The sequence below is a fragment of the Duganella sp. CF458 genome, from assembly GCF_900113115.1.
GTDB lineage: Bacteria > Pseudomonadota > Gammaproteobacteria > Burkholderiales > Burkholderiaceae_D > Rugamonas.
In genome coordinates this window covers 571,666-597,290 of sequence record NZ_FOOF01000001.1, presented here as the reverse complement: position 1 = coordinate 597,290, position 25,625 = coordinate 571,666, and the positions used below count along the sequence as shown (strand labels likewise).

Annotated in this window: 22 protein-coding genes and 1 tRNA gene; 7 read left to right on the top strand and 16 right to left on the bottom strand. The window is 66.7% G+C overall.

The window, feature by feature from the left end; all coding sequences use genetic code 11:
• Positions 1–4: 4 nt before the first annotated feature.
• Together BM269_RS29350 and BM269_RS02680 are read left to right on the top strand one after the other, a co-directional pair.
• Positions 5–439 carry a GtrA family protein gene (locus BM269_RS29350; protein WP_170860259.1) on the top strand — a complete coding sequence of 145 codons (435 nt, stop codon included), beginning with the start codon at positions 5–7 and terminating at the stop codon, positions 437–439.
• Complete coding sequence (locus BM269_RS02680) at positions 436–2,352, top strand: hypothetical protein (protein WP_090435471.1); 1,917 nt, start codon at positions 436–438, stop codon at positions 2,350–2,352. Before BM269_RS29350 ends, BM269_RS02680 begins: the two co-directional genes overlap by 4 nt.
• A 7-nt stretch (positions 2,353–2,359) precedes the next feature.
• Here the strand turns inward: BM269_RS02680 and BM269_RS02675 are convergent, their stop codons facing one another.
• Both BM269_RS02675 and BM269_RS02670 read right to left on the bottom strand, forming a co-directional pair.
• Positions 2,360–3,871: a hypothetical protein gene (locus BM269_RS02675; protein ID WP_090435470.1), complete on the bottom strand. Its 1,512-nt coding sequence runs from the start codon at positions 3,869–3,871 to the stop codon at positions 2,360–2,362.
• Positions 3,872–4,044: 173 nt separating this feature from the next.
• A tRNA-Leu gene (locus BM269_RS02670) sits at positions 4,045–4,129 on the bottom strand.
• A gap of 505 nt (positions 4,130–4,634) precedes the next feature.
• Here BM269_RS02670 and BM269_RS02665 point away from each other — a divergent pair.
• The gene (locus tag BM269_RS02665) at positions 4,635–5,033 is read left to right on the top strand and encodes a hypothetical protein (RefSeq protein WP_170860258.1); all 399 of its coding nucleotides are present in this window, start codon (positions 4,635–4,637) and stop codon (positions 5,031–5,033) included.
• A gap of 78 nt (positions 5,034–5,111) precedes the next feature.
• On the opposite strand, the gene BM269_RS02660 is transcribed toward BM269_RS02665, so the two are convergent.
• The 9 genes from BM269_RS02660 to hutC form a co-directional block, all read right to left on the bottom strand.
• The gene (locus BM269_RS02660) at positions 5,112–7,025 is read right to left on the bottom strand and encodes an AAA family ATPase (RefSeq protein WP_090435468.1); all 1,914 of its coding nucleotides are present in this window, start codon (positions 7,023–7,025) and stop codon (positions 5,112–5,114) included.
• 183 nt (positions 7,026–7,208) lie between these two features.
• Entirely contained in the window at positions 7,209–7,946 is a 738-nt protein-coding gene (locus BM269_RS02655; RefSeq protein WP_229204464.1) for a substrate-binding periplasmic protein, read from the bottom strand.
• A gap of 57 nt (positions 7,947–8,003) precedes the next feature.
• Positions 8,004–9,728, bottom strand: coding sequence for an ArnT family glycosyltransferase (locus tag BM269_RS02650; RefSeq protein WP_090435466.1), 1,725 nt, complete (start codon positions 9,726–9,728; stop codon positions 8,004–8,006).
• Positions 9,729–9,818: 90 nt separating this feature from the next.
• On the bottom strand, positions 9,819–10,088 hold the full coding sequence (locus BM269_RS02645) for a type B 50S ribosomal protein L31 (protein ID WP_090435465.1): 270 nt from the start codon (positions 10,086–10,088) through the stop codon (positions 9,819–9,821).
• Positions 10,089–10,276: 188 nt separating this feature from the next.
• Positions 10,277–11,539: a transcription termination factor Rho gene (gene rho, locus BM269_RS02640; RefSeq protein ID WP_090435464.1), complete on the bottom strand. Its 1,263-nt coding sequence runs from the start codon at positions 11,537–11,539 to the stop codon at positions 10,277–10,279.
• Between the two features lie 138 nt (positions 11,540–11,677).
• Entirely contained in the window at positions 11,678–12,004 is a 327-nt protein-coding gene (gene trxA / locus BM269_RS02635; protein ID WP_090435463.1) for a thioredoxin TrxA, read from the bottom strand.
• 237 nt (positions 12,005–12,241) lie between these two features.
• Complete coding sequence (locus BM269_RS02630; RefSeq protein WP_090435462.1) at positions 12,242–12,649, bottom strand: response regulator; 408 nt, start codon at positions 12,647–12,649, stop codon at positions 12,242–12,244.
• Entirely contained in the window at positions 12,642–17,339 is a 4,698-nt protein-coding gene (locus BM269_RS02625; RefSeq protein ID WP_139232649.1) for a PAS domain S-box protein, read from the bottom strand. The genes BM269_RS02630 and BM269_RS02625 overlap by 8 nt, the downstream gene beginning before the upstream one ends.
• A 56-nt stretch (positions 17,340–17,395) precedes the next feature.
• Entirely contained in the window at positions 17,396–18,115 is a 720-nt protein-coding gene (gene hutC / locus BM269_RS02620; RefSeq protein ID WP_090435588.1) for a histidine utilization transcriptional repressor HutC, read from the bottom strand.
• A gap of 159 nt (positions 18,116–18,274) precedes the next feature.
• On the opposite strand from hutC, the gene ada reads away from it, so the two are divergent.
• The 3 genes from ada to BM269_RS02605 all read left to right on the top strand — a co-directional run bounded on the left by ada (position 18,275) and on the right by BM269_RS02605 (position 20,824).
• Positions 18,275–19,363 carry a bifunctional DNA-binding transcriptional regulator/O6-methylguanine-DNA methyltransferase Ada gene (gene ada, locus BM269_RS02615; protein WP_090435460.1) on the top strand — a complete coding sequence of 363 codons (1,089 nt, stop codon included), beginning with the start codon at positions 18,275–18,277 and terminating at the stop codon, positions 19,361–19,363.
• On the top strand, positions 19,360–20,100 hold the full coding sequence (locus tag BM269_RS02610; protein WP_090435459.1) for a 2OG-Fe(II) oxygenase: 741 nt from the start codon (positions 19,360–19,362) through the stop codon (positions 20,098–20,100). The genes ada and BM269_RS02610 overlap by 4 nt, the downstream gene beginning before the upstream one ends.
• A 145-nt stretch (positions 20,101–20,245) precedes the next feature.
• Positions 20,246–20,824, top strand: coding sequence for a hypothetical protein (locus BM269_RS02605; RefSeq protein WP_139232648.1), 579 nt, complete (start codon positions 20,246–20,248; stop codon positions 20,822–20,824).
• Positions 20,825–20,922: 98 nt separating this feature from the next.
• Here BM269_RS02605 and BM269_RS02600 read toward each other — a convergent pair whose 3' ends face one another.
• The 3 genes from BM269_RS02600 to BM269_RS02590 form a co-directional block, all read right to left on the bottom strand.
• Positions 20,923–21,561, bottom strand: coding sequence for a glutathione S-transferase family protein (locus BM269_RS02600; RefSeq protein WP_090435457.1), 639 nt, complete (start codon positions 21,559–21,561; stop codon positions 20,923–20,925).
• Between the two features lie 70 nt (positions 21,562–21,631).
• Positions 21,632–22,783 (bottom strand): M56 family metallopeptidase, encoded by a 1,152-nt coding sequence (locus BM269_RS02595; RefSeq protein WP_090435456.1) that lies wholly within the window; start codon positions 22,781–22,783, stop codon positions 21,632–21,634.
• Positions 22,770–23,141, bottom strand: coding sequence for a BlaI/MecI/CopY family transcriptional regulator (locus BM269_RS02590; RefSeq protein WP_090435455.1), 372 nt, complete (start codon positions 23,139–23,141; stop codon positions 22,770–22,772). Before BM269_RS02590 ends, BM269_RS02595 begins: the two co-directional genes overlap by 14 nt.
• A gap of 113 nt (positions 23,142–23,254) precedes the next feature.
• Between BM269_RS02590 and BM269_RS02585 the strand changes: the two genes are divergently transcribed.
• Entirely contained in the window at positions 23,255–24,910 is a 1,656-nt protein-coding gene (locus tag BM269_RS02585; protein ID WP_090435454.1) for an amidohydrolase, read from the top strand.
• Positions 24,911–24,929: 19 nt separating this feature from the next.
• Here BM269_RS02585 and BM269_RS02580 read toward each other — a convergent pair whose 3' ends face one another.
• Both BM269_RS02580 and BM269_RS02575 read right to left on the bottom strand, forming a co-directional pair.
• A complete protein-coding gene (locus BM269_RS02580; protein WP_090435453.1) occupies positions 24,930–25,256 on the bottom strand; it encodes an EamA family transporter in 327 nt (108 codons plus the stop codon).
• On the bottom strand, positions 25,253–25,618 hold the full coding sequence (locus BM269_RS02575) for a DMT family transporter (protein ID WP_090435452.1): 366 nt from the start codon (positions 25,616–25,618) through the stop codon (positions 25,253–25,255). Before BM269_RS02575 ends, BM269_RS02580 begins: the two co-directional genes overlap by 4 nt.
• Between the last annotated feature and the right edge of the window lie 7 nt (positions 25,619–25,625).

The following is a 25,625-nucleotide window of genomic DNA, read 5'->3' as shown; positions in this document are numbered from 1 at the left end:
TCGAATGATGTTGAAGAAACTACTGGGTGCACCAAGCGCCAACAGCCTGATCCAGTTCATCCGCTATGTGTTTGTCGGCGGCATGGCGTTTGTGGTGGATTACGGCGGCTTGTTCGTGCTGGCCCATTTCGCCGGCTTGCATTACCTGCTGGCGGCCAGCATGTCCTATCTGCTGGGCATGGTGTGCAACTACCTGATTTCGGTCAACTGGGTGTTCCATTTCCGCCGCGAGGCGCAATGGCAGCGCGAATTCGTCATCTTTTTCCTGATCGGCATCGCAGGCCTGATTCTGAATGGCTTTGCCATCAGCCTGCTGGTCGAAGTGTTTGGGCTGACCTACATGCTGGCCAAGCTGGTGGCGGCTGCCTTCATCCTGTTCTTCAACTTCGGGGCACGCAAGGTGTTGCTGTTCTCTGCGGCCCGGACGCAGTCCCGATGAGCCGGCTGCTGCGGGCATGGGACCGGCGCCAGTTGCCGCTGTTGCTGCTGCTGGGCGCAGCCTGGCTGCTGGCGCATCGTTGGGTCGGGCTATGGCACGATAGCCGGTTGTACGGGGTGCAGGCCTTGCGTCGGCTGCTCCCCGATAATTTCCGCAATGACTTGTACTTCCTGTACGGCTCGCAGGATGCCTATACCGTGTTCAGCCCCTGGTTCGCGGCCTGTATCGCGCTGCTGGGCATCGAGGGCGCGGGGCTGTTGCTGTACATGCTGGGCAGCGTCTTGTGGCTGGCGGCGGCTGGCTGGCTGCTGGCGAACTTCCTGCGTGGCTTGGCGTTCTGGTTCGGCATGCTGTGCCTGGTCCTGCTGCCCTCCGACTACGGGCCCCTGGCAGGCATCTTGACCTTGGGGGAACCGTTCCCGACGCCGCGCATCTTTGCCGAAGCGTTGAGCATGCTGGCGCTGGCCAGCCTGCTGCGCGGCAAGTGGGCCTGGAGTTTGCCGGCGCTGGGCCTGGCCTTGCTGCTGCATCCCCTGATGGCGGCCGGGGCCGCCCTGGTCGCCTTGCTGTACGGCGCTTCCTGCGTCGCCGGGCGCGGCCGCATCCTGCTGCTGGGCGGCCTGCTCGGCGGCGCGGCCTGCGTGGCGGCCGGCGTCGCCAGCGGCATCAGTCCTTTCAACCGTATCCTGCTGGAGATGGATGGCGAGTGGCTGGCACTGGTAACCCGGCTGGCGCCCCTGGTCAGCTGGGACGCCTGGCATGCCGACCAATGGCTCAGCCGCACTGCCGTGGCGTTCGCCCTGGTGCTGACGGCGGCCCGCTTGGCCGCAGCGCGGCCGGCGCGCTTTTTCGCCAGCCTGGCCGCTGCCGGTGCGATCGGCCTGCTGGCGAGCTGGCTGGGCACCGGTTGGGCCCATAACCTGCTGCTGATGCAGGCCCAGCCCTGGCGCGTGTTGTGGCTGTTGCAGCTGGCTGCAGCGCTGGCCCTGGCCTGGCTGCTGGCGAGCTACTGGCAACGGGGCGGCGTGGTGCGCGTGCTGTTGCTGGCGCTGGTGGTCGCCACGCTGACGCGCAACAGCTTCGGCGGTGTGCTGGCCATCGTGGCCGGCGCGGGCTTGTGCTGGCAGCTTGGCAGCGCTGCCCCGCTGGCGCTCTCCGCCTCGACCTGCCGTGCCCTCACGGCGCTGGTGCTGGCCATCGGCGCGGCATGGCTGGCCGAAGTGGTGAAGCACGCGACCGATGCGGGCGCACTGGCGCCCCACCTGATCGAGGATACTGCGGCGCGCATCTGGGGCTGGACCCTGCTGCGCACCGGTGCGCTGTGGCTGGCCGGTGTCGGCTTGCTCGGCTTGTTATGGCACTGGATGGCCGCGGGCCGGCATGGGCGCTACCTGCTGGCCTGCCTGGCGGCAGTGGCCAGCCTGGCTGGCGCGGCCTGTTGGCGCATCGGGCCGCCGGATTACGCTTATCCGATCTCGCAACAGGCGCAGCGCGATGTGCAGGCGGCTTTCCTGCCGCTGCTGCCGCGCAATGCCGTGCTGTATTGGGAAAACGATGTGCGCGCCACCTGGTTCCTGCTGCAGCGTTCAAGCTATGTGTCGTCGACCCAACTGGCGGGCCTTGCGTTTAATCGCGGCACTGCGCTGGAAGGGGCGCGTCGGCTGGAGCGCTTGCAGCGGCTTGGCGTGAAGGACGCGGTGCGCGAGCTTGATCCTGCCGCGGCCAAGCGCCGCATGGCACAACTGCCGGCGCCAAGCGCGGCCGGCCTGGCCTATGTCTGCGGCGACCCGCTGCTGGACTTCGTGGTGCTGACCTGGCGCCTGGGCGACGGCGGCATCGCCCGGGTCGACGACCGGACTTACCCCTATTCCTACTACCTATACGATTGCGCCCGCCTGCGCGGCGGCCCATGACAGCGCCTCAGGGTTGCCGGGCAGCGCCGGGCGCCGCTTGCGCTGGCTTGAACATGGCCTTGATGTCGGGCCGCGTCACCGGGCTCAGGTAGTGCCATACGCCTGAGCCGCTGACATCGATAAAGTTCGCCTGTTCATGCACATAGCGCGGCCCGGACAGGAAGGCGCGCTGGAACTCCAGCAGGGGCGTGGCGCTGCCCAAGGCCAGCAGGGCCGCGATGGCGGCGCGCCGCAGCGGTGGCAGTGCCGTTTGCCACGCCTCAATCGTGGCCATCATCAGGATGGCCAGGGCGGGAATACTGGCCCGCATCACCAGGTCGTTGGCCGGGCCGAAGTGCAGGAAGGGCAACAGCAGCAATTCCAGCACGGCCAGCAGCAGCAGCGGCGAGCGTTCGCCGCGCCACAGCACAGCCCACGCCAGCAAGCCCCATTCAAGCATGCAGAACAGGAGAATGGCGTGGACGGGCGCCGGCGCCGCGCCGCTGGTGTCGGCCTGCGCCACGCCCATGGTCAGGTAGCGCACCACCAGCAAGCCGGCCGGCAGCAAGGCCAGCACCGGCAGGCGCAGGCTGTGCCGCGCCAGCTGTTGCCAGCCCAGGCCGCGCCACACGCACCAGAACAGCAACGGTGCGACGCCCAACGCGACCAGGGGTGCCCAGAATGCCGTTCCCAGCAGTAGCAGCGCCGCTGCCGGGACCGACAGGCCGTGCTGGCGGTGGCGCCAGGCCACCAGCGCCAGCAGCCAGCCGGGCAGTCCATGGTTGGGGACCCAGAACAATTGGGTGGTGTGGGCGCTGTACTGGATCTTGCTGCCATTCATGACGGCCCACCATTCGATATGCGTGCCCCATTCCAGCGGGAGCGGGCTCGCTATCAGCCAACCGAGAATGTCCATGCCGCTGAAGAACACGGCAATCAGCAAGGCCGGGCGCCAGGCGCCGGGCTTGCGCGCGGCGTTGGCGCCCAACATGAGGAACAGGAACAAGGCCGTGCCAACTGCGGTCCACAGCCAGAGTGCGATGCGGGCACCATGCAGGGACGAGAGCTTGCCGACCAGCGCCGGCACCATATAGTAGCCAAGCGGACAGCGCAGCATCAGTTCGCCGTCCGGCAGGCTGTAGGCCACCGGCCAGGCGCCGGCCACCAGGTCGCGCAGCACCGACATGCGTGTCAGCCAGTCGAGGTTGAGGAAGAAGCCGGGCATCAGCCCGCTCAGGGAGACCCACACCAGCGTCACGCCGGTCGCGGCCAGCAGCTCGCGCCGCGATAGCCAGCCGGTGCGCCGCCGGCGTGCCTGCCACACGCGGTACAGGGCGGGCAGCAAGCCCAGACTCAAGGTCAGCGCATACGGCCAGCGCAGCCAGCCGAGCAGGAAGACCAACAGCGGCAAGATCAGATAGGCGGTCGCCAGCAGCTCCAGCAGGTCCAGTTCACGGGCGGCTGCGGGCGCGTTGGCGCGTGGCAGGCGCGCGGCAAGCGCGGCGTCGACATTGGCTGTTGCAGTAGCGCCCATCATCATTCACAGTCTGAAATTATTGAGTATTGCACCGACAATTGCCTTGCGTCAAATATGGCGCAGGCCCGGTGTGACGCTGTGATGGTGCTGCGCGCTGGCGGGGCGGACTGCAGCAACGCGGATGCCGCGGCGTGCACCGGAGCATAGTTTGAAGGCAAGCATTAGGGAAGAAGAGGTGGTGCCCGAGGCCGGAATCGAACCGGCACGCCTTGCGGCGGCGGATTTTGAGTCCGCTGCGTCTACCAATTTCACCACTCGGGCCACTTAACGCGACACGCATTATTACCGATTTGGCACCGCGCGGCAACCCTGCAGCAAATATTTACGCTATGGGCGGCAATGTGCACATTGAAAAAAATGTGGGACCGGCCGGCTTTCCAAGCATGGCGCCGGGGCGTAGGATGGACGCGATCGAAGCGACACTGCGGCCACCACCGGGCCGCCGCAAGCGCAAGCTTGCACCCGCAGCGCCCAGCCTACCGGCCGCGGCGCAGGGCATGAGGTTTGGACAGCCGGCGCGGGTGCACCCCATTCGCCCCGGCCCCGGGCGCCTCCCGGATACGGGTCAGGGCGCCCCGGACGGCAATGCCGCACAGACGGCAAGTCCGCCAGGCCGCATTTGCAGTTCGTCCGCGCGCCATGCGTTCTATTCCACGGAACGTGCTGTTCGTCGTCCGAAGCTGCACTTCCGAACGCCCTTTGCTAATTTTGAATGGACCCCGCACCTTTTGATGACGGGGCGAACCAGGCGAACCAATCGGAGAAGATGATGAAAAAGCTGATGATGCTGAGTGCCATGGCAGCACTGATGTTGGGCGGCAGCGCCTTTGCTGCCGGTGTTGACGATTCCACCGTGAAGATCCAGGCGCCGCAAGGAAGTTATAAGCTGTACAAGGGCGGCTTTGATGACTACGCGAACGGCTATGCCCTGAGCAATGACAAAACCATCAAGTTCACGCAGTCGGGGGGACGGTATTGGGCGCGCCTGAAACTGGAAGACCGGGTCGAACTGTTCCCCGTGGCCGCCAATACGTTCGCGACGGCCGCCGGCACCCGCATCGAGTTCCGCGACCGCGGCGAAGAAGTGGTGATCGAAAACTTCGAGCGCCTGCCGATGTCGGTCGCCATGAAGGAAACCAATGTGCGCGTGGTGGCAGCGCGCTAAGCCGGACAATGCAGCGGCCGTGGCGCATCAAAGCGGTGCGCCACGACGCTTTATTCGGCCGTGGCCGCGTGCCGGGCTTTATGCCGCCTGCTTCAGGGGCGCTGCATCGAGGCGCTCTTCCAGCAGGGCGAAGATGCCATCTTTCGACAGCACATAGCGCTCCATCAGCTCTTCCTTGATGGATTCCATCACGCTGCGGTAGTCGCGCATGGCGGCCAGCGTGGTGCTGTACAACTCGTCCGCCTTGGCTTCCACCTGCAGCAGGGTGTGTTCGTCGCCGGTCTCGCCGCGCAACTGGCTGTAGTCGAGCTTGGAGCGCGAATACATCGACAGGCGGTTGACCATCATGTTCAGCATCTTGGTGGCCTTCTCGATATCGTTCTGGCTGCCCACCGAAATGCCGCGCGCGCCGTAGAACAGTTCTTCCGCCGCCACGCCGCCGTACAGTTGCATCACGTCGCGCTCCATTTCTTCCAGCGTGCGCAGCGACATGTCGTCGCCGGCCGACAATACGTAGCCCAGCGCATTCATCTTCGACACCGCCTCGGTGGAAATCTTCAGCAGGTGCGATTTTTCCTTCACCTCGGCCAGCGGCATGCCGGCGCGCAGGTACGGATCGATCTGCATGAAGAAGTGGCCCAGCTCGTGCAAGGCGATCCGTTCGCGCTGGCGGGTCTTCTCGGCGGTGGTGGCGCGGTCGGTCAGGCCGATGGTGGCGCGCTCGAAGGCGCGGAACATCAGGTCGGTATTGATCACGCACTTTTCCTGGATCGAGATCATGGAAGCGCGGTCGACCACGGTTTCCAGCAGCGCCGGGCTGAGGTTTGCCGTGATCTCGGCCACCTGGTCCAGGTCCATCTCGTTCCAGTTCACCAGGCCATCCTGCTTGCGCTTCAGGAAGGACTCGAGCAGCGCGCGGCGCTCCCCCTTGTTGGGCAGGCGGAAGTTGATCTTCACGCTGAAGCGGCGCAGCATGGCCTCGTCCATCGCGGTCGAGGCATCATCGAAGTTGGACGCGACAATCCAGATCACGCCCTGGCCTTGTTCGCTCTTCACGCCGTCCAGCAAGCCCAGCAGGGTATTGGCGGTATCGTCTTCCCACTTCTTTTCGCCGCGGCCGCGCGGCATGAACAGGGCCTGCGCCTCGTCCAGGAAGATGATGCAATTGCCGCGGGCGCAAGCCTTCTTGTACAGCGCATTCAGGGCTTTCGAGCCGCCGCCCACGTAGCCCGATTCCAGCGCCGAGCCGGACGCCTGGATCAGCGGATAGCCCAGGCGCTTGGCCAGGTAGCCGGCCAGCTTGGTCTTGCCGGTCCCGGCCGGACCGGTCAGCATCACGTTGAACGGCTTGTCGATATTGTGCTGCTTGTACACTTCGCGGTTGCGGATCATGTCTTCCAGGTGCAGCACTTCCTGCTTGATGTCTTCCATGCCGATCAGGTCGTCCATCGACCCTTTGAGCTGGTCGGGCGCGATCACCGACGCGTTCATGCCCATGCCCGGCACGCCCCACTTCAGCACGAACAACAACAGGCCGATCACCAAGATGTCGAATGCATGGCGTTTCAGGAAAGCTTGCACGCTGGCCCACTGGCCGCCATCGTCCAGCAGCACGCCCTTGTGGGCGGCCAGGAAGTCTTCCTTGGCGATGGCGTAAGGAATGTTATTGCGCAACAGCACTTCGCGCTCCAGGCTCTGGTGCGAGGTGCTGGGCACCACCACCACGTGCAGGGTGGCGTCGTGCTTGAACTTGTAGACGTAGCGCGGCGAATCGGCCAGCGGACGGGCGATCAGCAGGTAGTCCAGCTTGTCGCGCTGGGCCACCAGGGCCGTGATTTCACCGATATTCTGCGAGCGCACCACCGGCGCGGCATCTTGCGCCACCTCGCCGCGCAGCAGCGCAAACGCGAGGCCGGCGCAGGCCAGCAGCACCAGGGTGATGCGCACCAGTGGGTTCTTGAGGGCGAGTTGGAGCTTGTAGATATTGAACATAGGCCTGGAAATCGCAAGGGTTTCTGGTGGGCCTATGGCCGGCGGCTGATGCCTCGGCTGGCCCCATCTTGTCGGAAATGCTGTACGGCAACATTCCGCATGGGGTGACTATAGCGCGTAAACCGGGCGCACGTGCGCCGGCCGCCAAAAAAACTTGTGTTGCGCAACAGTAAGAAATGGCATTTATTTGCCGGCCTGCCAATGCTCGTATTTTTTTTCCAAGCGGGTGAACGTGCCATCCTTGCGCATGGCGTCGAGGGCGGCATTCATGCGTTCGATCATGGCGTCGGGCACGCTGGGGTTGCACGCCAGGTAGACCTTGACGTGGTGGAAGGTCAGCACCGGCACGATCTGCTCGGGGGCGGCATACATGGCCAGCGCGCTGAGGTCATTGTTGCGCACGCCGACTGCCCACAGGTCGATGCGGTCGAGCATCAGCTTTTTCGGGTTGGCGGCATTGTCGGGCGCGCCGTCCACGTCGAAGCCGCGGGCGCGCAGAAATTCGTCGCGCGCATCGCCGTGATAGGTGCCGATGCGCAGCTTGCGCGCATCGTCCAGGCTGTGCACCGCGTAGTGGCGCCCGGCGCGGCCCATCAGCACCCATTGCGCTTCATCGGTGGGGCCGACCCATTTGAACTGTTTTTCCCGTTCCGGGGTGCGCGAGGTGGAGTAGACGCAGGTGTAGCGATCGCGCTGCGCCATGGTGAAGGCGCGTTTCCAGGGCAGCACGTCGATGCGGTAGGCATAGCCGCTGCGGGCCAGCATTTCGCGGATCTTTTCGCCTTCGCGGCCGGTCACTTGCTGGCCCACTTTCATGCTGGCCGGCGGCGAATGCTCGGCGGTGATGACCAGGGGCGGCGCCGCCAGCGCGCCGGCGCTGGTGGCCAACAACATTGCCAGATACGCTACCCCGATTACCATGCCTACCTCTTTGCTATCGTCGAGTACAGGATAGCAGGCAGGCGGGCCGCTGGACAATCAGTGGGCGTGAACCGTGCGCTGCTTGAACAGGCGGAAACGCTCGCTGCGGTCAGAGGCGCGCCGCCCTTCCCATAGCTGTTCCCACTCGGCACCAGGCTGTTGCTCGTGGGCACGAGATTTGATGCTATCTTGCAACAACATGACCGCGCAGCGGCGCTGTTCCACGCCATTGAACGGCATCTGGCCGAAGTAGGCGAAGGAGGCGCGCTGGGCCGGCGTGACATTGCTCTGCACGCAATCGGTGCCGGGCGGCAGGGCGGCAGCCGCCTCGCGCGCCACCGCGGCGTAGCTCTTGCTGTAGTTCACATGCGGCAGGAACAGGGTCATCAGCAGGATCCAGATCAGGATCAGGCCGCCGGACGACAGCACCACGGCGCGCCACAGCACGGCCGGGCGGCGCGACAGGCGCCAGTGCACCAGCACGAACCAGCCGGCGGTGGCACACAGGCCGACCAGCAGCGACAGCCAGCTCACCTGCGGCGTAAAGCCCGGCAGCAGCTTGAGCACATTGTGCGCCGGCTTGGCCGGCCAGCCGGTCAGCTGGGCGTAATAGAAAATCCACAGCACGGCCGCGCACAGCGTCAGCACCATCACGCTGAACCAGTCGATGGCATTGATGGCGCCGCGCTGCATGGTCAGCAGGCCGAAGGCGGCCATGATGGCCAGCGGCGGCAGCAGCATCAGCAGGTGGCCCTGTTCCGGCGCCGGGTTGATCAGCACCAGCAGGGTGGCCACCGTGACGAAGGTGGTCGGCACCACGATGTGCAGCAGGTTGCTCTGGCGGCGCCAGGCCCACACGGCCCAGGCGGCAAACGGCCAGGCCGGCCAGAAGAACCAGACGCCGACGCGGAAGAAGGTGCGCAAGCCTTCGAAGCCGCCGATCGTCAGCTGGGCCTCGTTCCAGGCCATCCAGGCGCTCAGCGGCGCCTGGCCGTAGGGCCGCGCCAGCAGGGCCGGCACCGCCCACAACGCGGTCACGCCGGCGGCCACGGCCACGCCGAAGGCCAGCTCGCGCAGCGAACGGGCGGCCGGCATGGCCAGGAAGCGGGTGCAGGCAAACAGGGCGGCCACCAGGGCGGCCGGGACCACCCAGCCGCGCGTCAGGGTCAGCAAGCCCAGGGCCAGGCCGGCCAGGGCGGCATTGCGCAGCGACGGCAGTTCCATGTAGCGCACGCTGCGGTACAGCGTGAGCGCCAGCAGCGCCACTTGCAGCGGCTCGGCCGTGGTTTCATGGCTGTGCACCAGCAAGCCCAGGCAGCCCAGGTAGATCAGCACCGCGGCATCGGCCAGGGTGCGGCCGAAATCGTCCGGTTCCGGCTGGCCGCCGAAGGCCAGGCGCAGCGGCTGGGCTTCCGGGCGGCGGCCCAGGTTGAAGGTGGCGTACCAGACCGCCATCACGCCCAGCAGGAACACGCCCAGGGTGGCCACGCGCGCGCCCAGCACGTCGCCGATGGCCCAGCCGAACAGCTTGATGCCCAGCGCGCCCAGCCAGAACGCCAGCGGGCCTTCGCCGGTCACGGACAGGCCGGCGATATTGGGCCACAGCCAGTCTTGCCAGCTGCCGTGCGCCATGGTCCACATCACGCCGAAGCTGGCCGCGTCATCGTTTTTCCACGGTTCGCGCCCGATCAGCCCCGGCAGGATGTACAGCAGGCCCAGGGCAAAAAACGCCCAGCGGGGCAGGGTACGGGTGGCGGCGGCGGGCAGACGGACTGGCTTCATCGGTCAGGGTTATTCTTTGGAAAGCTGGAGTATGACGGGTAACAAGAAAAAAGGCAGCCGCGGCTGCCTTTTTTTTCGCTGCGACGGGGATTAGCCGTTTGCAACTGCGGTCTTGGAACCGACTTTGCCGAACTTCTGGCGGAATTTTTCCACGCGACCGGCGGTGTCGACGATCTTGTGCTGGCCGGTGAAGAATGGGTGCGATTCGGAGGAAACCTCGATCTTCACCAGTGGGTACTCTTTACCTTCGTGGGTCGCGCTGTCGCGGGTCTGGATGGTCGAGCGGGTGATGAACTTGAAGTCGCAGGACAGGTCGTGGAACAGGACTTCGCGGTAATCTGGATGGATATCAGCTTTCATGCTTTTCTCTCAATATTGGTAGCCAAACAGCACTTCGTCGGTCCTTCTTGCCTCTCGACCCGATTGCCGCTCACTTGCCGGGGTTGTGTGAACCCACGATTATAGCAAAAAAATGGGGACGTACCCCATTTTCCGGGACGTCCCCTGTCTTTTCAGTGACTTAATAAATGGGGTACGTCCCCATTTGTTTAGCCGCCGCGGCGCATCATCTCAAAGAACTCGCCGTTGTTCTTGGTGGCGCGCATCTTGTCGAGGATGAACTCCATCGCCTCGATCTCGTCCATCGAGTACAGCAGCTTGCGCAGGATCCAGATCTTCTGCAGCTGGTCGGCCTTGATCAGCAGTTCCTCGCGGCGGGTGCCGGACTTGTTCAGGTTGATCGACGGGTAGACGCGCTTCTCGGCCAGGCGGCGCTCCAGGTGCACCTCCATATTGCCGGTACCCTTGAATTCTTCGTAGATCACGTCGTCCATGCGCGAGCCGGTTTCGATCAGCGCGGTGGCGACGATGGTCAGCGAGCCGCCTTCTTCCACGTTGCGGGCGGCGCCGAAGAAGCGCTTCGGACGCTGCAGCGCGTTGGCATCCACGCCGCCGGTCAGTACCTTGCCCGAGGCCGGGATCACGGTGTTGTAGGCGCGCGCCAGGCGGGTGATCGAGTCCAGCAGGATCACCACGTCCTTCTTCATCTCGACCAGGCGCTTGGCTTTCTCCAGCACCATCTCGGCCACCTGCACGTGGCGCGTGGCCGGTTCGTCGAAGGTGGAGGCCACCACTTCGCCGCGCACCGAGCGCTGCATCTCGGTCACTTCTTCCGGACGTTCGTCGATCAACAGCACGATCAGGGTCACGTCGGGGTGGTTGGTGGTGATGGCGTGCGCGATATGCTGCAGCATCACGGATTTGCCGGACTTTGGCGAAGCCACCAGCAGGCCGCGCTGGCCCTTGCCGATCGGCGCCACCAGGTCGATGATACGGCCGGTGATGTTCTCGGTGCCGGTCATGTCGCGCTCCAGGCGCAGCGGCACGTTCGGGTGCAGCGGCGTCAGGTTCTCAAACAGGATGCGGTGCTTGGACGCCTCCGGCGATTCGCCGTTGACCTTGTCCACCTTCACCAGGGCGAAGTAGCGCTCGCCATCCTTCGGGGTCCGCACCTCGCCCTCGATCGAATCGCCGGTGTGCAGGTTGAAGCGGCGGATCTGGGACGGGGAAATGTAAATATCGTCGGTCGACGCCATATACGAGGCGTCTGGCGAGCGCAGGAAGCCGAAGCCGTCAGGCAGCACTTCCAGGGCGCCGTCGCCGAAAATCTGTTCGCCGGCCTTGGCGCGTTTTTTCAGGATCGCGAACATCAGTTCCTGCTTGCGCAGGCGGGCCGCATTGTCGATATCGAGGCTGATGGCCATTTCCAGCAGAGCTGAAACGTGCATCGCCTTAAGTTCAGAAAGGTGCATAGCTGTTTGAGTGTCCCGTGACGGGAAAGTAAGGGTAGGGGAGGGAACTACGTGGGTTCTTTTCATTAAAGGGAAAGGTTTTTGGGCGCTTTCCCTGCCAATCAGGCGGGCTGCGGGCGCAGCACCGCCTATCTTACATCAAATATTGCTGTCGATGAAAGAGGTCAGTTGACCTTTTGCCATCGCGCCGACTTTTTGTGCCGCCGGCACGCCGTTTTTGAACAGGATCAGGGTCGGGATGCCGCGGATGCCGAACTTGCCTGGCACGGCCTGGTTGCTGTCCACGTCCAGCTTGGCGATGGTCAGCTTGCCGTCGTATTCCTTGGCCACTTCTTCCAGGATCGGCGCGATGCTCTTGCAAGGACCGCACCACTCGGCCCAGAAGTCGACCAGCACAGGGCGGTCGGCCTTCAGCACGTCGGCGTCGAAGGAGGCATCGGTAATGTGTTTGATCAGATCGCTCATGTTTTTCCTTAGTTGAGTGTTCGCCCGGGCAGATCCCTTGCTGTTATCGCCCATCTGGCGACGAACTGCGCTAATTCAATACTGGGAAGGCAAGCGGGAATCAGGGCGGGAATGGCCCAAATAATAACCGATTTTGCCCGCCGGTGTACGCTGCTTGAAAGGCGAAAGTCGGGGTCAGCTCTGGCAACCGGACATTTCGCTGCGCGAATGTCCGGTTGCCAGAGCTGACCCCGACTTTCATCCTGCACGGTGGGCGGCGGCTTGGGTCAGCAGCTCGGCCAGGGCGGCGGGGCTGGCGGGCTTGGCCAGGGTGCCCAGCAGGGCCAGGCCGTGGGCGCGCGCCAGCGTTTCGGCGGCCTGGCGGATGCCGGCGTCCATGCCCGACAAGAGGGCCACCGCGCCGCCGAAGTGGCTGTCGGCGGCCTTGCGCAGGAATTCGATGCCGTCCATCTCGGGCATCGACAGGTCGCACACCAGCAGGTCGGGGCGGTAGTGCGGCAGCACCAGCAGGGCTTGGCGGGCGTCGCTTTCGCTGCGCACGGTGAGCTGGCCGAGCTCTTCGAGCATGTCGGCCAGCATGCTCAGCATGAACGGGTCGTCGTCGACCAGCAAGATGCGCAGCGGGGTGGTGGGGGTGTCAGTCATCGTCGGCAAAGGTGGTGTTGGTCATGATGTGCTCGCTCACCGCCTGCAGCAGCGGCCACAGGCGCTCGAGCACGGCGCGCGCGGCCGCGGCATCGGCCTCGGGCGCCAGTTGTTCCAGTTGCGCGCACAGCTCGGCCATGCCGAGCGCGCCGACCGCCCGCGCGCTGCTCTTGATGCGGTGGCCCAGCTCGCGCAGTTTCTGCAGCTCGCCGGCGGCCAGCGCGGCTTCCATGTCGGCCAGGCCGGCTTCGGTGGTTTGCAGGAACTTGAAGGCGAACTTGCGGATCTTGTGCGGCTGGTAGCCCAGCAATTGGGCCAGTACCGACAAGTCGATGATGGCCGGGTCGCCGGCCAGGGTGGGGCGCCAGGCGGCGCGGCCGGCGCCGCGCGGCAGGGCGCCGCTGGCGGCGCCGTCGGCCGCGCGCGCCGGCAGCCAGCTGGCGATCTTCTGGTACATCAGGGCCGGCTGGATCGGCTTGGCGATGAAGTCGTCCATGCCGGCCTGCAGGCAGCGTGCGCGGTCGTCCTGGGTGGCGGTGGCGGTCATGGCCAGCACGCGGGTGGCGGCCAGGGCCGGGTCGGCGCGGATGCGGCGCGTCGCTTCCAGCCCGTCCATCAGCGGCATCTGCACGTCCATCAGCACGCAGTCGAAGGCGGCCTGGTGCAGCAGGTCGAGCGCTTCGGCGCCGTTGTTGGCCAGGCATACCGAGGAGCCGGCTTCTTCCAGCATTTCCAGCGCGATTTGCTGGTTGAAGGTGTTGTCTTCGACCAGCAGGATGCGCGCATCCTTCAGCGCCTGCATGGCGGCCGTGCTGCGTGCGCTGTCCAGCAGGGCGGCGGCCGCGGCGTTGACGTCGTTGATCACCTCGGGCAGGCCGCGCGGCGACACGCCCAGGCGGGCGGTGAACCAGAAGGTGGCGCCGGCGCCGGGGGCGCTGTGCACGCCCACTTCGCCGCCCATCAGCTGGGCCAGCTGTTTGCAGATCGCCAGGCCCAGGCCGGTGCCGCCGTATTCGCGCGTGATGGCCGTATCGGCTTGCTGGAAGGCCTGGAACAACTGGCCCTGCTCGGCCTCGCTGAGGCCGATGCCGTGGTCGCGCACGGCAAAGCGCAGCAGGCAGGCGCGCTCGTCGGCCAGCAGCTGCTGCACGCTGACTTCGATGCTGCCCTGCTCGGAGAACTTGATCGCGTTGTTGACGTAGTTGATCAGCACCTGGCCCAGGCGCAGCGGGTCGCCGCGCAGCACCGGCGGCAGCGCCGGGTCGAGCTCGAACGCCAGGCGCAGGCCGCGGCTGGCCGCCTTCGGCGCCAGCACCGTGGTCAGGGTCTGCAGCACGTGCGCCAGCGCGAAGTCGACCTCTTCGATTTCCAGCTTGCCCGCTTCGATCTTCGAGATGTCGAGGATGTCGTCGATGATGCGCAGCAGGTGCTCGCCGGCGAAGCGGATCTTTTCCAGGTAGTCGCGCTGGCGCGGTGCCAGCTCGGTCTTCAGCGCCAGGTAGGCCATGCCGATCACGCCGTTCATCGGGGTGCGGATTTCGTGGCTCATCTTGGCCAGGAACTGGCCTTTGGCGGCGGACGCTTCCTCGGCCTGCTGGCGCGCCTCCTCCAGCTGCGCGGTGCGCTGCGCCACCCGTTCTTCCAGGTGTTCATTGAGTTCGCGCAGGGCGCGCTCGGTGGCCTTGCTGTCGGAGATGTCGATAGCCATGCCGATCAGGTAGGCCGGCGCGCCGTGCGCGTCGTACACCGGCTTCTTGAAGGTGCGCAGCTGGCGCGCCTGGCCCAGGGCCGGGTTCCAGATGGTTTCCTCGAAGTCGATCAGGGCGCGCCCGGCAAACGCTTCCAGGTCGCGCGCGCGGAAGGCGGCCGCTTCCTCCGGCGCGTGGAACACGCTGTAGTCGCCGTTGTTCAATTCGTCGAAGGTGTAGCCGAACTGCTGCTCGCAGGCGCGGTTCATCAGCAGCATGCGGCTGTCCTTGTCCTTGATGAACAGGCCGATCGGCATCATCTGGATGATTTCCTGCAGCCGCTGCTCGCCCTGGCGCAGCGCGTCTTCGCTGCGCTTGCGGTAGGTGATGTCGGTCAGGCTGGCCACCAGCATGCTGCCCGGGCCGTGCTCGTCGCGCAGCGGTTCGACGTTGACCGACAGCCAGCAGGTGGCGGCAGCGGCGCCGGCGCCGGCCGGCACCCCCATCACCACGTCGCGCACCGCCTGGCCGCTGTGCAAGGCCTGCGCCACCGGGTGCTCGGGCGCGCAAAAACGGCGCCCGTCCTCGTGCACGCCGTCCCACTGGCCGGCGCCGCGCGCGGCGGCGCGCCCCAGCATGCGGCTGGCGGCGGCGTTGCATTCGACGATATTGCCGGCCGCGTCAAACACCAGCAGGCCGTTGGTGACGGCGTTGAACACCGAGGCCAGGCGCTGGTTGGAGTGGCGCAGCGCCAGTTCGGCCAGGCGGCGGTCGCTGATGTCGGTCACCATGCTGAGCGTGCCGGCATAGCTGCCGTTGTCGGCATGCACGGTGGTGCTCGCGAGCAGCGCCCACAGCGAGGAGCCGTCCTGGCGGTAGAAGCGTCCTTCGGTCGGCTCGGCCGCGCTGGCGCCGGCCGCGCCGGCGCGGCGCACGGCGTGCAGGGCCGGGCAGTCGGGGTCCATGAAGTCGGCCATCGGCCGCCCCAGCATGTGTTCCACCTCGTAGCCGAGCATGCGCGCCATGGTCGGGTTGACGAAGCTGGTGAGGTCGGCGGCGTCGCACATCCAGATGCCCTCGGCCGCGGTCTGCACGATCAGGCGGTAGCGTTCGGACGAGGCTTGCAGCGCTTCCTCGGCGCGCTGGCGCTGGGTCATGTCGCGCAGCGACACCACCACCAGGCCCTGGCCGCCCAGCTGGATCGGCGCCAGGTGCACCATGGCCGGGAAGTGGCTGCCGTCCAGGCGGCGCGCGGTCAGCACCCGGCCCGGCATGCGCGGGCGGGCGAACAGTTCGCGCGGGCGGCCCGGGGTGTCGCGCATCACGTCCGGGATCAACAGCTCCATCGAGGCGCCGGCCAGCTGGCCGCCGGCGGCGGCAAACACCAGCTCGGCCGCGTCGTTGGCCTGGCGCACGCGCCCGCCGCGCTCGGCCACCAACAGGGCGCCGGGCAGGGCGTCCAGCATGGCGGCCATGCGCGCCAGCTCGGCCGCGCTGCGGTCGGAGATGTCGCCCAGGGTGCCGGAGATGCGCAGCGGGCGGCCGCCGGCGTCGCGCGCCAGCACCATGCCGCGCCCCAGTACCCAGGTCCAGCTGCCGTCGCGGCAGGCCATGCGGAATTCCATGGTGAACGGGGTGCGCCCCACTTCCGGCTGGTCCAGCGCGGCAATCTCGGCGGCGATGCGGGCGCGGTCGTTCGGGTGCACCAGTTGCAGCCACTGCGCGACATTGGCCGGGCGCAATTCGCCCGGCGCGTAGCCCAGGATGGCGCAGTAGCGCGGCGACAGGTGCAGCGCCGGGCGCTGCGGCTGCCAGTCCCACGAGCCTTCGCCGGCGCCTTCCAGCGCGAAGCTGGCCAGGCGCTCGGCGTCGTCGACCCGCACTTCGGCGCCGCGCAGGGCGCGCGACACGCGCAGCAGGCGCCACAGGGCGGCGCCGGCCAGCAGGGCCAGCGCCACGCCCAGCGCATAATGCCAGGCCGGGGTGGCCGGGCTGTCGTGGTACAGGAAGCCGTCCAGCGTGAAGCCGGCCGGCAGCAGGCCGGCCGCGGCATAGCTGTCGGCAATGCCCTGCCAGCGCTGCGGGTTGCTGTAGCCGAGTTCGATCAGGTGCTGCTCCAGCAGCGGCGCGATCTGGGCCGCTTCCCACAGCAGCTCTTCGCGCGGCTTGCGGTCGGGGTAGCGGGCGCGGATCAGGTCGACGATCTCGTTGGGATGCGCCAGCGCATAGCGCCAGCCTTGCAGGGTGGCCGCGCGCAGCGCGCGCGCGCGCGCCGGGTGCTCGCGCAGTTCGCTCTCGGTGGTGTACAGGTTGTCGCCGTAAAAATCGATGCCGGCGCTGCGCGGCTGCAGCAGTTCGTAGCGCAGGCCGGCGCGCTCGAGCGCATAGGGCGCCGAACTGAGGTAGGCCGAGATGGCATCGACGCGGCCGGCCAGCAAGTCTTCCGTGCCGCGGTTGGCCGGCAGCAGCGGCACTTGCGCCAGCGGCACCTTGGCCTGCAGCAGGTAGACCCGCAATTCCTCGGTGTCAGGGCCGAGCGCGAGACGGGTGGCGGGCCAGGGCCGGCGCCGGCCGGCGTCGTCCAGGCGCACCGCCAGCACCGAGGCCGAATGCTGGAACACGGAAGCGAGCAGCACCACCGGGGCGCCGGCCGCGCGCCGCAGCAGCAAGGAGGCATTGCCGACCCCGTACTGGGCGCTGCCATCGAGCACCGCTTGCAGGGTGTCTTGCCCGGGCTGGGCTTCGCGCAGCGTCACCTCCAGCCCGGCGTCGCGGTAATAGCCCTTGGCCTGGGCCGCGTAATAGCCGGCAAAGGCAAACTGGTGGCGCCATTTGAGCTGGACGGTGACGGCTTCGGCGGCGTCCGCGCTGGGCAGCAGGGCCAGGCCGGGCAGCAGGGCCAGCGCGGTCAGGGCCAGGACCAGGGCGCGCGCGCGCCGGCGCGCGCGGCGCGGCAGGCCGGCGGCAACAGGCGGGGCGGCGTTCTGGCTCGGTGGCGACAAGGCATCCCTTTCCGGCCAGCGCGGGGGCGCTGGCGTGCGGTCAACTATAGCATTGCTCAGGCGGGGACGCTGCCGCCAAATTGGTAGCGATGGCCCGGATGCCACATGGTGGCCAGCGAGGCGATGCGCCCGGCCGACTGGGTCTGGCGCTTCAGCACCAGGCAGGGCTGGCGCGCGTCCATGGCCAGCATCTCGGCGATCTCGCGCGGCGGCACCAGGGCTTCTATGCTGTAAGTGGCCGCCTGCAGCGGCGCCGCCCGCACCAGGTATTCGTTGGGCGTGCTGTGGGTGAAGTCCTGCGCCATGTAGTCTGGCGCGCACAGCGGGTTGACCCAGCGGTCCTCCACCTGGATCGGCACCCCGTTCTCGAAGTGCACGATGACTGAATGATACAGTTCTTGGCCGGACGGCAAGTCGAACGCCTTGCCCAGCAGGTCGGATGCCTTGCCGCGCTCGAGCAGCTGCAAGCTGCTGCGGTGGGCGTGGCCGCGCGCCCGCACTTCGTCGGCAATGCTCTTGATTTCCAGCAGGGTGGCCTGGACTTTTTGCGGCGCGACATAGGTGCCGGCGCCCTGGCGGCGGGTCAGCACGCCTGCCGCGGTCAATTCGCGCACGGCGCGGTTGACGGTCATGCGCGAGACGCCGAATTGCTTGACCAGGGCTTGCTCGGAGGGGATCACCTGGCCTTCCTGCCAGGCGCCGGCGGCAATCTGCGCCAGCAGGAAGTCCTTGATGCGTTGAAAGATGGGGGTGTCGTGTTGTGGTAGTTCTTCCAAACCGGGCTCCGGGCTTGTGCACTGGGCAAGAAATGCGGCGCTTATGTGCGGCGCTTATGTGCGCCGATTGTAGCATTCGGGAATTCAATAGCAAGCGGCGGAGTGCCCCCGCCCGGACCGCGCCCTACCATGGTGGCATACTAGCGACTGGAGCTTGCAATGAACCCGATGAAGCCGATTTCCCGTTTCCTGACCGACAACGAGCGCTGGGCCGCCGTGCAGGCGCGCGACAGCGCGGCCGATGGCCAGTTCTATTATTCCGTGCGCAGCACCGGCGTGTTTTGCCGCCCCTCCTGCGGCGCGCGGCCGGCCTTGCGCGAGAACGTGGCCTTCCATCCCTCCATCGCGGCAGCCGCGGCGGCCGGCTTTCGCCCCTGCAAGCGCTGCAAGCCGGACCAGCCGCCGCTGGCCGAGCGCCATGCGGCCATGGTGGCCGAGGTGTGCCGCCTGATCGATGCCGCCGAGGTGGCGCCCGACCTGGACGCGCTGGCGGCCGCCGGCGGCATGAGCCGCTTCCACTTCCACCGCGTGTTCAAGGCCCAGACCGGGCTGACGCCGAAAGCCTATGCGGCGGCCGCGCGCGCGCGGCGCATGCAGCAGGGCCTGGCCGACCAGGCCAGCGTGACCGATGCGATTTACGCGGCCGGCTTCAATTCCAGCGGCCGCTTTTATGCCGCCACCCCGGGCGCGCTGGGCATGACGCCGTCGGCCTGGCGCGCGGGCGGGCGCGGGGCGGTGATCCGCTTTGCCATCGCCCAGTGCTCGCTGGGGGCGATCCTGGTGGCCAGCACCGCGCGCGGGATTTGCTGCATCCTGCTGGGCGACGATCCGCAAGCCCTGGCGCACGACCTGCAGGACCGCTTCCCGCAGGCCGAATTGCGCGGCGCCGAGGCCGATTACGAGCAGGTGGTGGCGCGCGTGATTGCCTTTGTCGAGGCGCCGCAGATCGGGCTGGAGTTGCCGCTCGATGTGCGCGGCACCGCCTTCCAGCAGCGCGTGTGGCAAGCCTTGCGCGAGATCCCGGCTGGCGCGACGGTCAGCTATGCCGAACTGGCGCAGCGGGTGGGCGCGCCCAAGGGCGCGCGGGCGGTGGCTGGCGCCTGCGCGGCCAATGCGATCGCGGTGGCGATTCCTTGCCATCGGGTGGTGCGCAATGATGGTTCGATTTCCGGCTATCGCTGGGGCGTGGAGCGTAAGGCGGCCTTGCTGGAACGCGAGGCGGAGGCGGTCACCGAGGCGGCGGCATGATGGGCGCGCTGTTCGCGCCGCCGCTGGCGGCGGCAGGGGCGGGTGCGCGCGTTGCGTTCGATTGGCCGCGCGTTGCTGCCGACCTGGATGAATTCGGCTGTGCGCTGGTGCGGGGCGTGTTGTCGCCCGCCGAATGCGCCGGGCTGGCCGCCGGCTACCGCCAGCCGGAACGCTTTCGCAGCCGGGTCGTCATGCAGCGCCATGGCTTTGGCAAAGGGGAGTACCAGTACTATCGCTATCCCTTGCCCGACTTGGTCGCGCAACTGCGCGGGTCGATGTATCCGCCGCTGGCCTCGATCGCCAATCGCTGGTACGCGGCAATGGGACTGGAGCCGCGCTTCCCGCCGCAGCACGCGGACTTTATCGCGCGCTGCCATGCGGCCGGACAGGCGCGGCCGACGCCGCTGCTGCTGCAGTACGGCGTGGGCGACTATAACTGCCTGCACCAGGATCTGTATGGCGAGCATGTGTTTCCCTTGCAGGCGGCTTTCCTGTTGTCGCAACCGGGCAGCGATTTCGAGGGCGGTGAGTTCGTGCTCACCGAGCAGCGCCCGCGCATGCAGTCGCGCGTGGAAGTGGTGCCCTTGCTGCAGGGCGATTGCGTGATCTTTCCGGTTTTCCATCGGCCGGTGGCGGGCACGCGCGGCACTTACCGCGTCACGATGCGCCACGGCGTCAGCCGCTTGCGCGCCGGCCACCGCCATACGCTGGGCATCATTTTCCACGACGCAGAATAAGGGCGCGGTGGGTGAGGGGTTTTGCTTCGGCGGGGCTACACAAACCCTCTGAAAGTTGCTCTGAAATTCTCTGAAACGCTCTGAAAACCTCTGAACTTTGGTGTGGCTGGCATGTCCAAGCTTGATGCAAACAACGGAGGTCATCATGAGCCGCAAACTTGTGTCAGTACAGATTTCGAGTGCTTTGTTTCTTGAGTTGGCGAATTATCTGCAGGAATTCGGCGACGAGCGTGATCCGGCTGAGGTCGTTGAGGCCGCCCTTTCATCATGGCTTTGCGTCGCACGGGGTGAGGCGCAGGAAGCTGAAGTGCGAGGTTACCAGTGGAAGCGCTTGTTCCTACCGGAAGGCACTGAGCTTAAGATGAGCTATCGCGGCATCAACGCGTTTGCGCAGGTGGTTGGCGATTCGGTCGTCTACCGCGGGCAGCGAACGACGCCCAACCAGTTCGCAGCCGAGGTGGCCGGTACCGCACGTAACGCATGGGAAGTCTTATCGTTGCGTCTTCCAGGGCAGCGTTATTGGAAGAACGCAGGGTTCATCCGGAATGAAGCGCTGCGCGGACCCTACCCAGGACCACAGCCGGAGTTCCGCGCGCACGATTCTATGGCCTCACCAGCGGTCATGGCACAAAGCCTGCGCAATGCGCTAGCCCTGATCGAGAAGGCCTCGGCGCGCCGCCATGGCAAGATGGAGCGGCGCACCGACGTACTCCCAGACGACTAAGCGTTTCAGGGCATTTCAGAGCATTTCAGAGAATTTCAGAGCAACTTTCAGAGGGTTTCTGTGAGGCCCCCACAGCGAACCCCCTGCCCGAATGCTGCTCAAGGCAGTTCTCCGGAGGAATGTGGATCGATGGCATACGGATGATGTTCCGCGAGGAATCCCGGCTGTGCCCGCACGCGCGCTATCCACGCGCAAACGTGGGGGAATTCGCGCAACGGCAAACCCGCCTCGTCTGCCCGATGGATATAGGCAAACAAGGAAATATCCGCGATGGTGTAAGCGTCGCCAGCGATGAACAGCCGCGCCGCCAGTTCGCGCTCCAGGATCTGCAGCGCGCGCAGGCCGCCCGCGCGCCGCAGGTCGACCAGCGCCGCCGGCCGGCGTGCCAGCTTGCCCGTCATGGTCCAATACCGCAGCGAAGCGATATTCAGCACATAGTCCTGCTCAAACGACATCCACTGTTGCACCTTGGCCGCCGCAAAAGGTTCGGCAGGCAAATACCGCGTGCCCGAAGCCAGGAAGGTCAGGATGGCATTCGACTCGGCCAGCACGCGCCCGTCGTCGAGCCGCAAGGCCGGCACCGCACCGGTGGGATTGACCGCAAGGTAAGAAGGTTGCTGCCCGTCGCCTTCAAATATGGCCACCATCTCGGTGCGATAAGGCAGGCCAAGATGCGACAGCAGCAAGCGGACTTTATAAGCGTTCTGGGAAGGCAGGTAATCGTAAAGCGTCAGCATGGCGGAACTCCAGCAGGGAAAACCACATTGGACCAGCCGCCGGTTCCCGCCACACTCCGGATCTTGCGTTTTAATGCACCTCGCTCACGCGCATCTTGACGATCAAATCCTTGCCCGCATCGGATACCTTGAAGCTGCCGGTACCGTTATCCGCCACCTCCAGCGTGAAGTTGCTGAGATCTTTGCCGCCGTGGCTGACGTTGGCCTTGACCTGGATCGCGCCGCCCGCCGGCAGCACGACAAAGTCCGCCCGCCACTGGTCCGCGCCCGAGCCGATGGCCACGCCGCCCTTTTCGCCCTCCTTGACCAGCAAGTGCGGCCGACTGCCATCCATCTCAAGATACACGTTGTAATGCCTGGGTCCCGCAGATGCGGCGTGGACGGCCATTGCCGACAGGCTGCAGCCCGCCACCAGCACGGCTGCCAGCAGCTTGCCGCCCAGGCGGCGGGCAGGGGACACGGACGACTTCAATTGCATGATTCTCTCCTTCAGTGGGTGAACGGCCTGCCATTGGCAAGCCAGGGGAAGGCCCTGCGCCGCCAGCTGGGTTTTCAGCATGGCCTTGGCGTAGGTGCCGGCCTGCCCGTGGCGGCGCAGGACTGTTTCGTCGCAGGACAGCTCCTGGTCAAGCCGGAAGCGTGCCGCTGCAATGTGGATCAGGGGATTGCACCAGGCCAGGCATTGCAGCAAGGCGCAAGCCGCATTGGCCAGCAGGTCGCCGCGCTCGGCGTGAATGCGTTCATGGGCCAGCACCAGCCGGCGCTCGGCGCGGTCGTAATCGCGGCGGAAGGTGGGCGCCAGCACCAGGCGGGCGCGCCATACACCCAGCAGCAGCGGGCCGCCGTGCCATGCGCCGGCCCGCAGCCCGCGCTGGAACGACCACTGGCGCCAGGCCATCCAGAGCGCCATGGCCATGGCCCCGGCCAGCCAGGCGGCCAACAGCAGCTCGTCCCAGCCGCCGCGCACCGCGCTGGCCGCGGTCTGGGTGACCTGCGTGGCGGCCGCCGCGACAGGTGCCGGCAGCGGCAAGACGGCCAGCGTGCTGTCAGCGCCGCCGCGCGGCGCCAGCGCGGCCAGCATGCTGGCCGGCACGGCCGCCCACAGCAGGTAGGCCGCACCGGCCCCGCACAGGCGGCGCAACGGGCGGCGCAGCAGCAGGACCAGCGCGCACGCCGCGCCACTGGCCAGCAACAGGCGCAGCAGAATTTCACTTGTCATCATCGAGCTCCTTGACCAGTTTTTTCAGTGCCGCGATGTCGGCCTTGCTCAAGGCCTTGTGCTGGCTGAAATGCGCCACCAGCGGCGCCAGGCGGCCGTTGAACATGCGGTCGAGGAAGCCCTGGCTTTCGCTGGCCAGCCAGTGCTCGCGATCGAGCGCCGGCGCATACAGGTAGCGCCGGCCTTCTTTCTGCGCGCTGATGGCGCCCTTGTTCAACAGGCGGTTCAGCAAGGTCTTGATGGTGGCGTCCTGCCAGCCTTGGCCGGCCAGCGCCGCGCACACTTCCTCCGCCGTTTGCGGCTGGCGCTCCCACAACACTTGCATCACCTGCGCCTCGGCTTCACTGATCTGGATTGTCATGATTGATTACGTGTGTAATTGATGGCGAATGATTACACGTGTAAATGAAGGTGTCAACGGGTACACTCTGCCAGGTGAAAAATTCTTGCTATTGAATTCGAAAGGACTTGTCCATGCACTTGCGCCGCACCCTGCTGGCCGCCGTCGCGCTGGCCGCCGCCACCGCCACCGCTGGCACCATGATCGACAACGCCAACGGCTACACGCTGAACGCCAAGGGCCAACTGCTGCGGTTTCAGGCGCTGGCCTTCGACGACAGCGGCAAGCTGGTGGCCGTCGGCAGCAGGCGCGACGTGGCGGCCAAGGCCAAGGGTTTCAAGCGCATCGACGTACACGGCAAGACCGTGCTGCCCGGCCTGATCGACGCCCACGGCCATGTGTTCGGCCTGGGCGAAGTGGCCACCAGCGCCGACTTGTACAGCCCGACGTCGCTGCCAGCCGCGCAAGCTGCGGTGGCCAAATTCGCCCAGGCCAACCCGCAGCGCAAGTGGGTGATCGGCAAGGGCTGGAATCAGGAAATCTGGAAGCTGGGCCGCTTCCCGACCGTGGCCGAACTCGATGCGGTGGTGGCCGACCGCCCGGCCGCCATGGAGCGCATCGACGGCCACGCCATGTGGGTCAACAGCAAGGCGCTGCAGGCGGCCGGCATCACGCCGGACACGCCGGACCCGCAGGGCGGCAAGATCGAACGCGATGCCGACGGCAACGCCACCGGCATCCTGGTCGATACGGCAATGGAATTCGTCTACCAGGTATTGCCGAAGCCGACTGAGGCCGAAGCGCGCGCCATGCTCGATGGCGCCCTGGCCATCCTGTCCAGCGTCGGCCTGACCAGTGTGCACGACGCCGGCATCGACGCCGGCGCCGACCGCCTGTTCCGCGAGTATGCCAGCCAGGGCAAGCTGACGACCCGCGTGTACGCCATGATCGGCGACGTCGGCGCCGATTTCGAGCAGCTGTCGAAGAACGGTCCGCTGCCAAGCTACGCCGATGGCCATTACGCGCTGGCCGCCGTCAAGCTGTACTCGGACGGTGCACTGGGCAGCCGCGGCGCCGCCCTGGTGCAGCCGTACAGCGACGCGCCGCACACGCGCGGCCTGCTGTTCAACAGCGACGCCGCCATCCACGCCAAGATGGAAAAGGCCATGCAGGCCGGCTACCAGGTCAATGTGCACGCCATTGGCGATGCCGGCAACCAGCAGATCCTCGACAGCTTTGAACAGCTCGGCAAGCAATACCCGCTGGCGGCCAGGCGCCACCGCATCGAACACGCGCAGGTGGTGCAACCAGGCGATATCCCGCGCTTCAGGCGGTTGTCCATCGTGCCGTCGATGCAGCCGACCCACGCCACGTCCGACCAGAACATGGCGCAGCAGCGCGTCGGTCCGGAGCGCATCAAGGGCGCCTATGCCTGGCGCACCTTCCTGCAGCAGGGCAGCCGCATCGCCTGCGGTTCCGATTTCCCGATCGAGTCGCCCAATCCGCTGCAGGGCATCCACGCGGCCGTGACGCGCCAGGACATGCAGGGCGTGCCGCGCGGCGGCTGGCACAAGGAACAGGCCATGACGCTGGCCGAAGCCTTGCGCTGCTTCACGCTGGACGCGGCCTGGGCGGCGCACCAGGAGCAGTCGATCGGTTCGCTGGAGCCGGGCAAGTGGGCCGATTTCATCATCACCGAGCGCGACCTGTTCCAGGTGCCGGCCGCAGACATCGGCAAGATCGGCGTGCTGGAAACCTGGGTCGGCGGCCAGCAGGTGTTCCGCAAATAGGGCGCTGGCGGCGCGCGTCTCAGGTCTGCGTGCACACGATGCCGAGCACGATCAGCAGGGCGCCGGCCCAGAAGCGGGCATGCAGGCGTTCGCCGAACAGTCGGCTGCTGGCCAGCGGCACCAGCAGGTAGGCGGCGCCGGCAAACGGGATCAGCTGCGACAGCGGCAGGGTGCGCAGCGCCAGCACCACCAGGCCGAAGGAGGCCAGTTGCAGGCAGCCCGCCGCCGCCAGGCGGGTCAGGCGCCGCAGCGGCGGGCCGGGCAGGGTGGCGGCCTTCATGCACAGCTGGGAGGCGCTGCCGCTGAGCACCGAGGCCAGGCAGAGGCCGAGTTCCAGCGGGCTCATCGCGACGACACGCCGCGGCTGGTCAGCAGCACGCCGGCCAGGATGCAGCCGATGCCAAGGGCGTAGCGCCCGTCGAGCACTTCGCTGAACAGCCAGGCGCCGGCCAGCGGCGTCAAGACGTAGACCAGGGCCGTCCACGGGTAGGCCAGCGCCAGCGGCAGCCGGCGCAAGGTCAGCAGCCAGCAGCAGATGCCGCCGCCGGCGGCCGCGATGGCCGCCGCCAGCCAGGGATTGCGCAGCACCCCGGCCACCATGCCCGCATGGGCGGCCGCATACAGGCCGGCGTACTTGAGCAAGACCTGCGACGCGGTGGTGCAGGCGATCATGCCGGCCAGGAAGACGATGCTGCTGCGCTGCTCCACGGGGCGG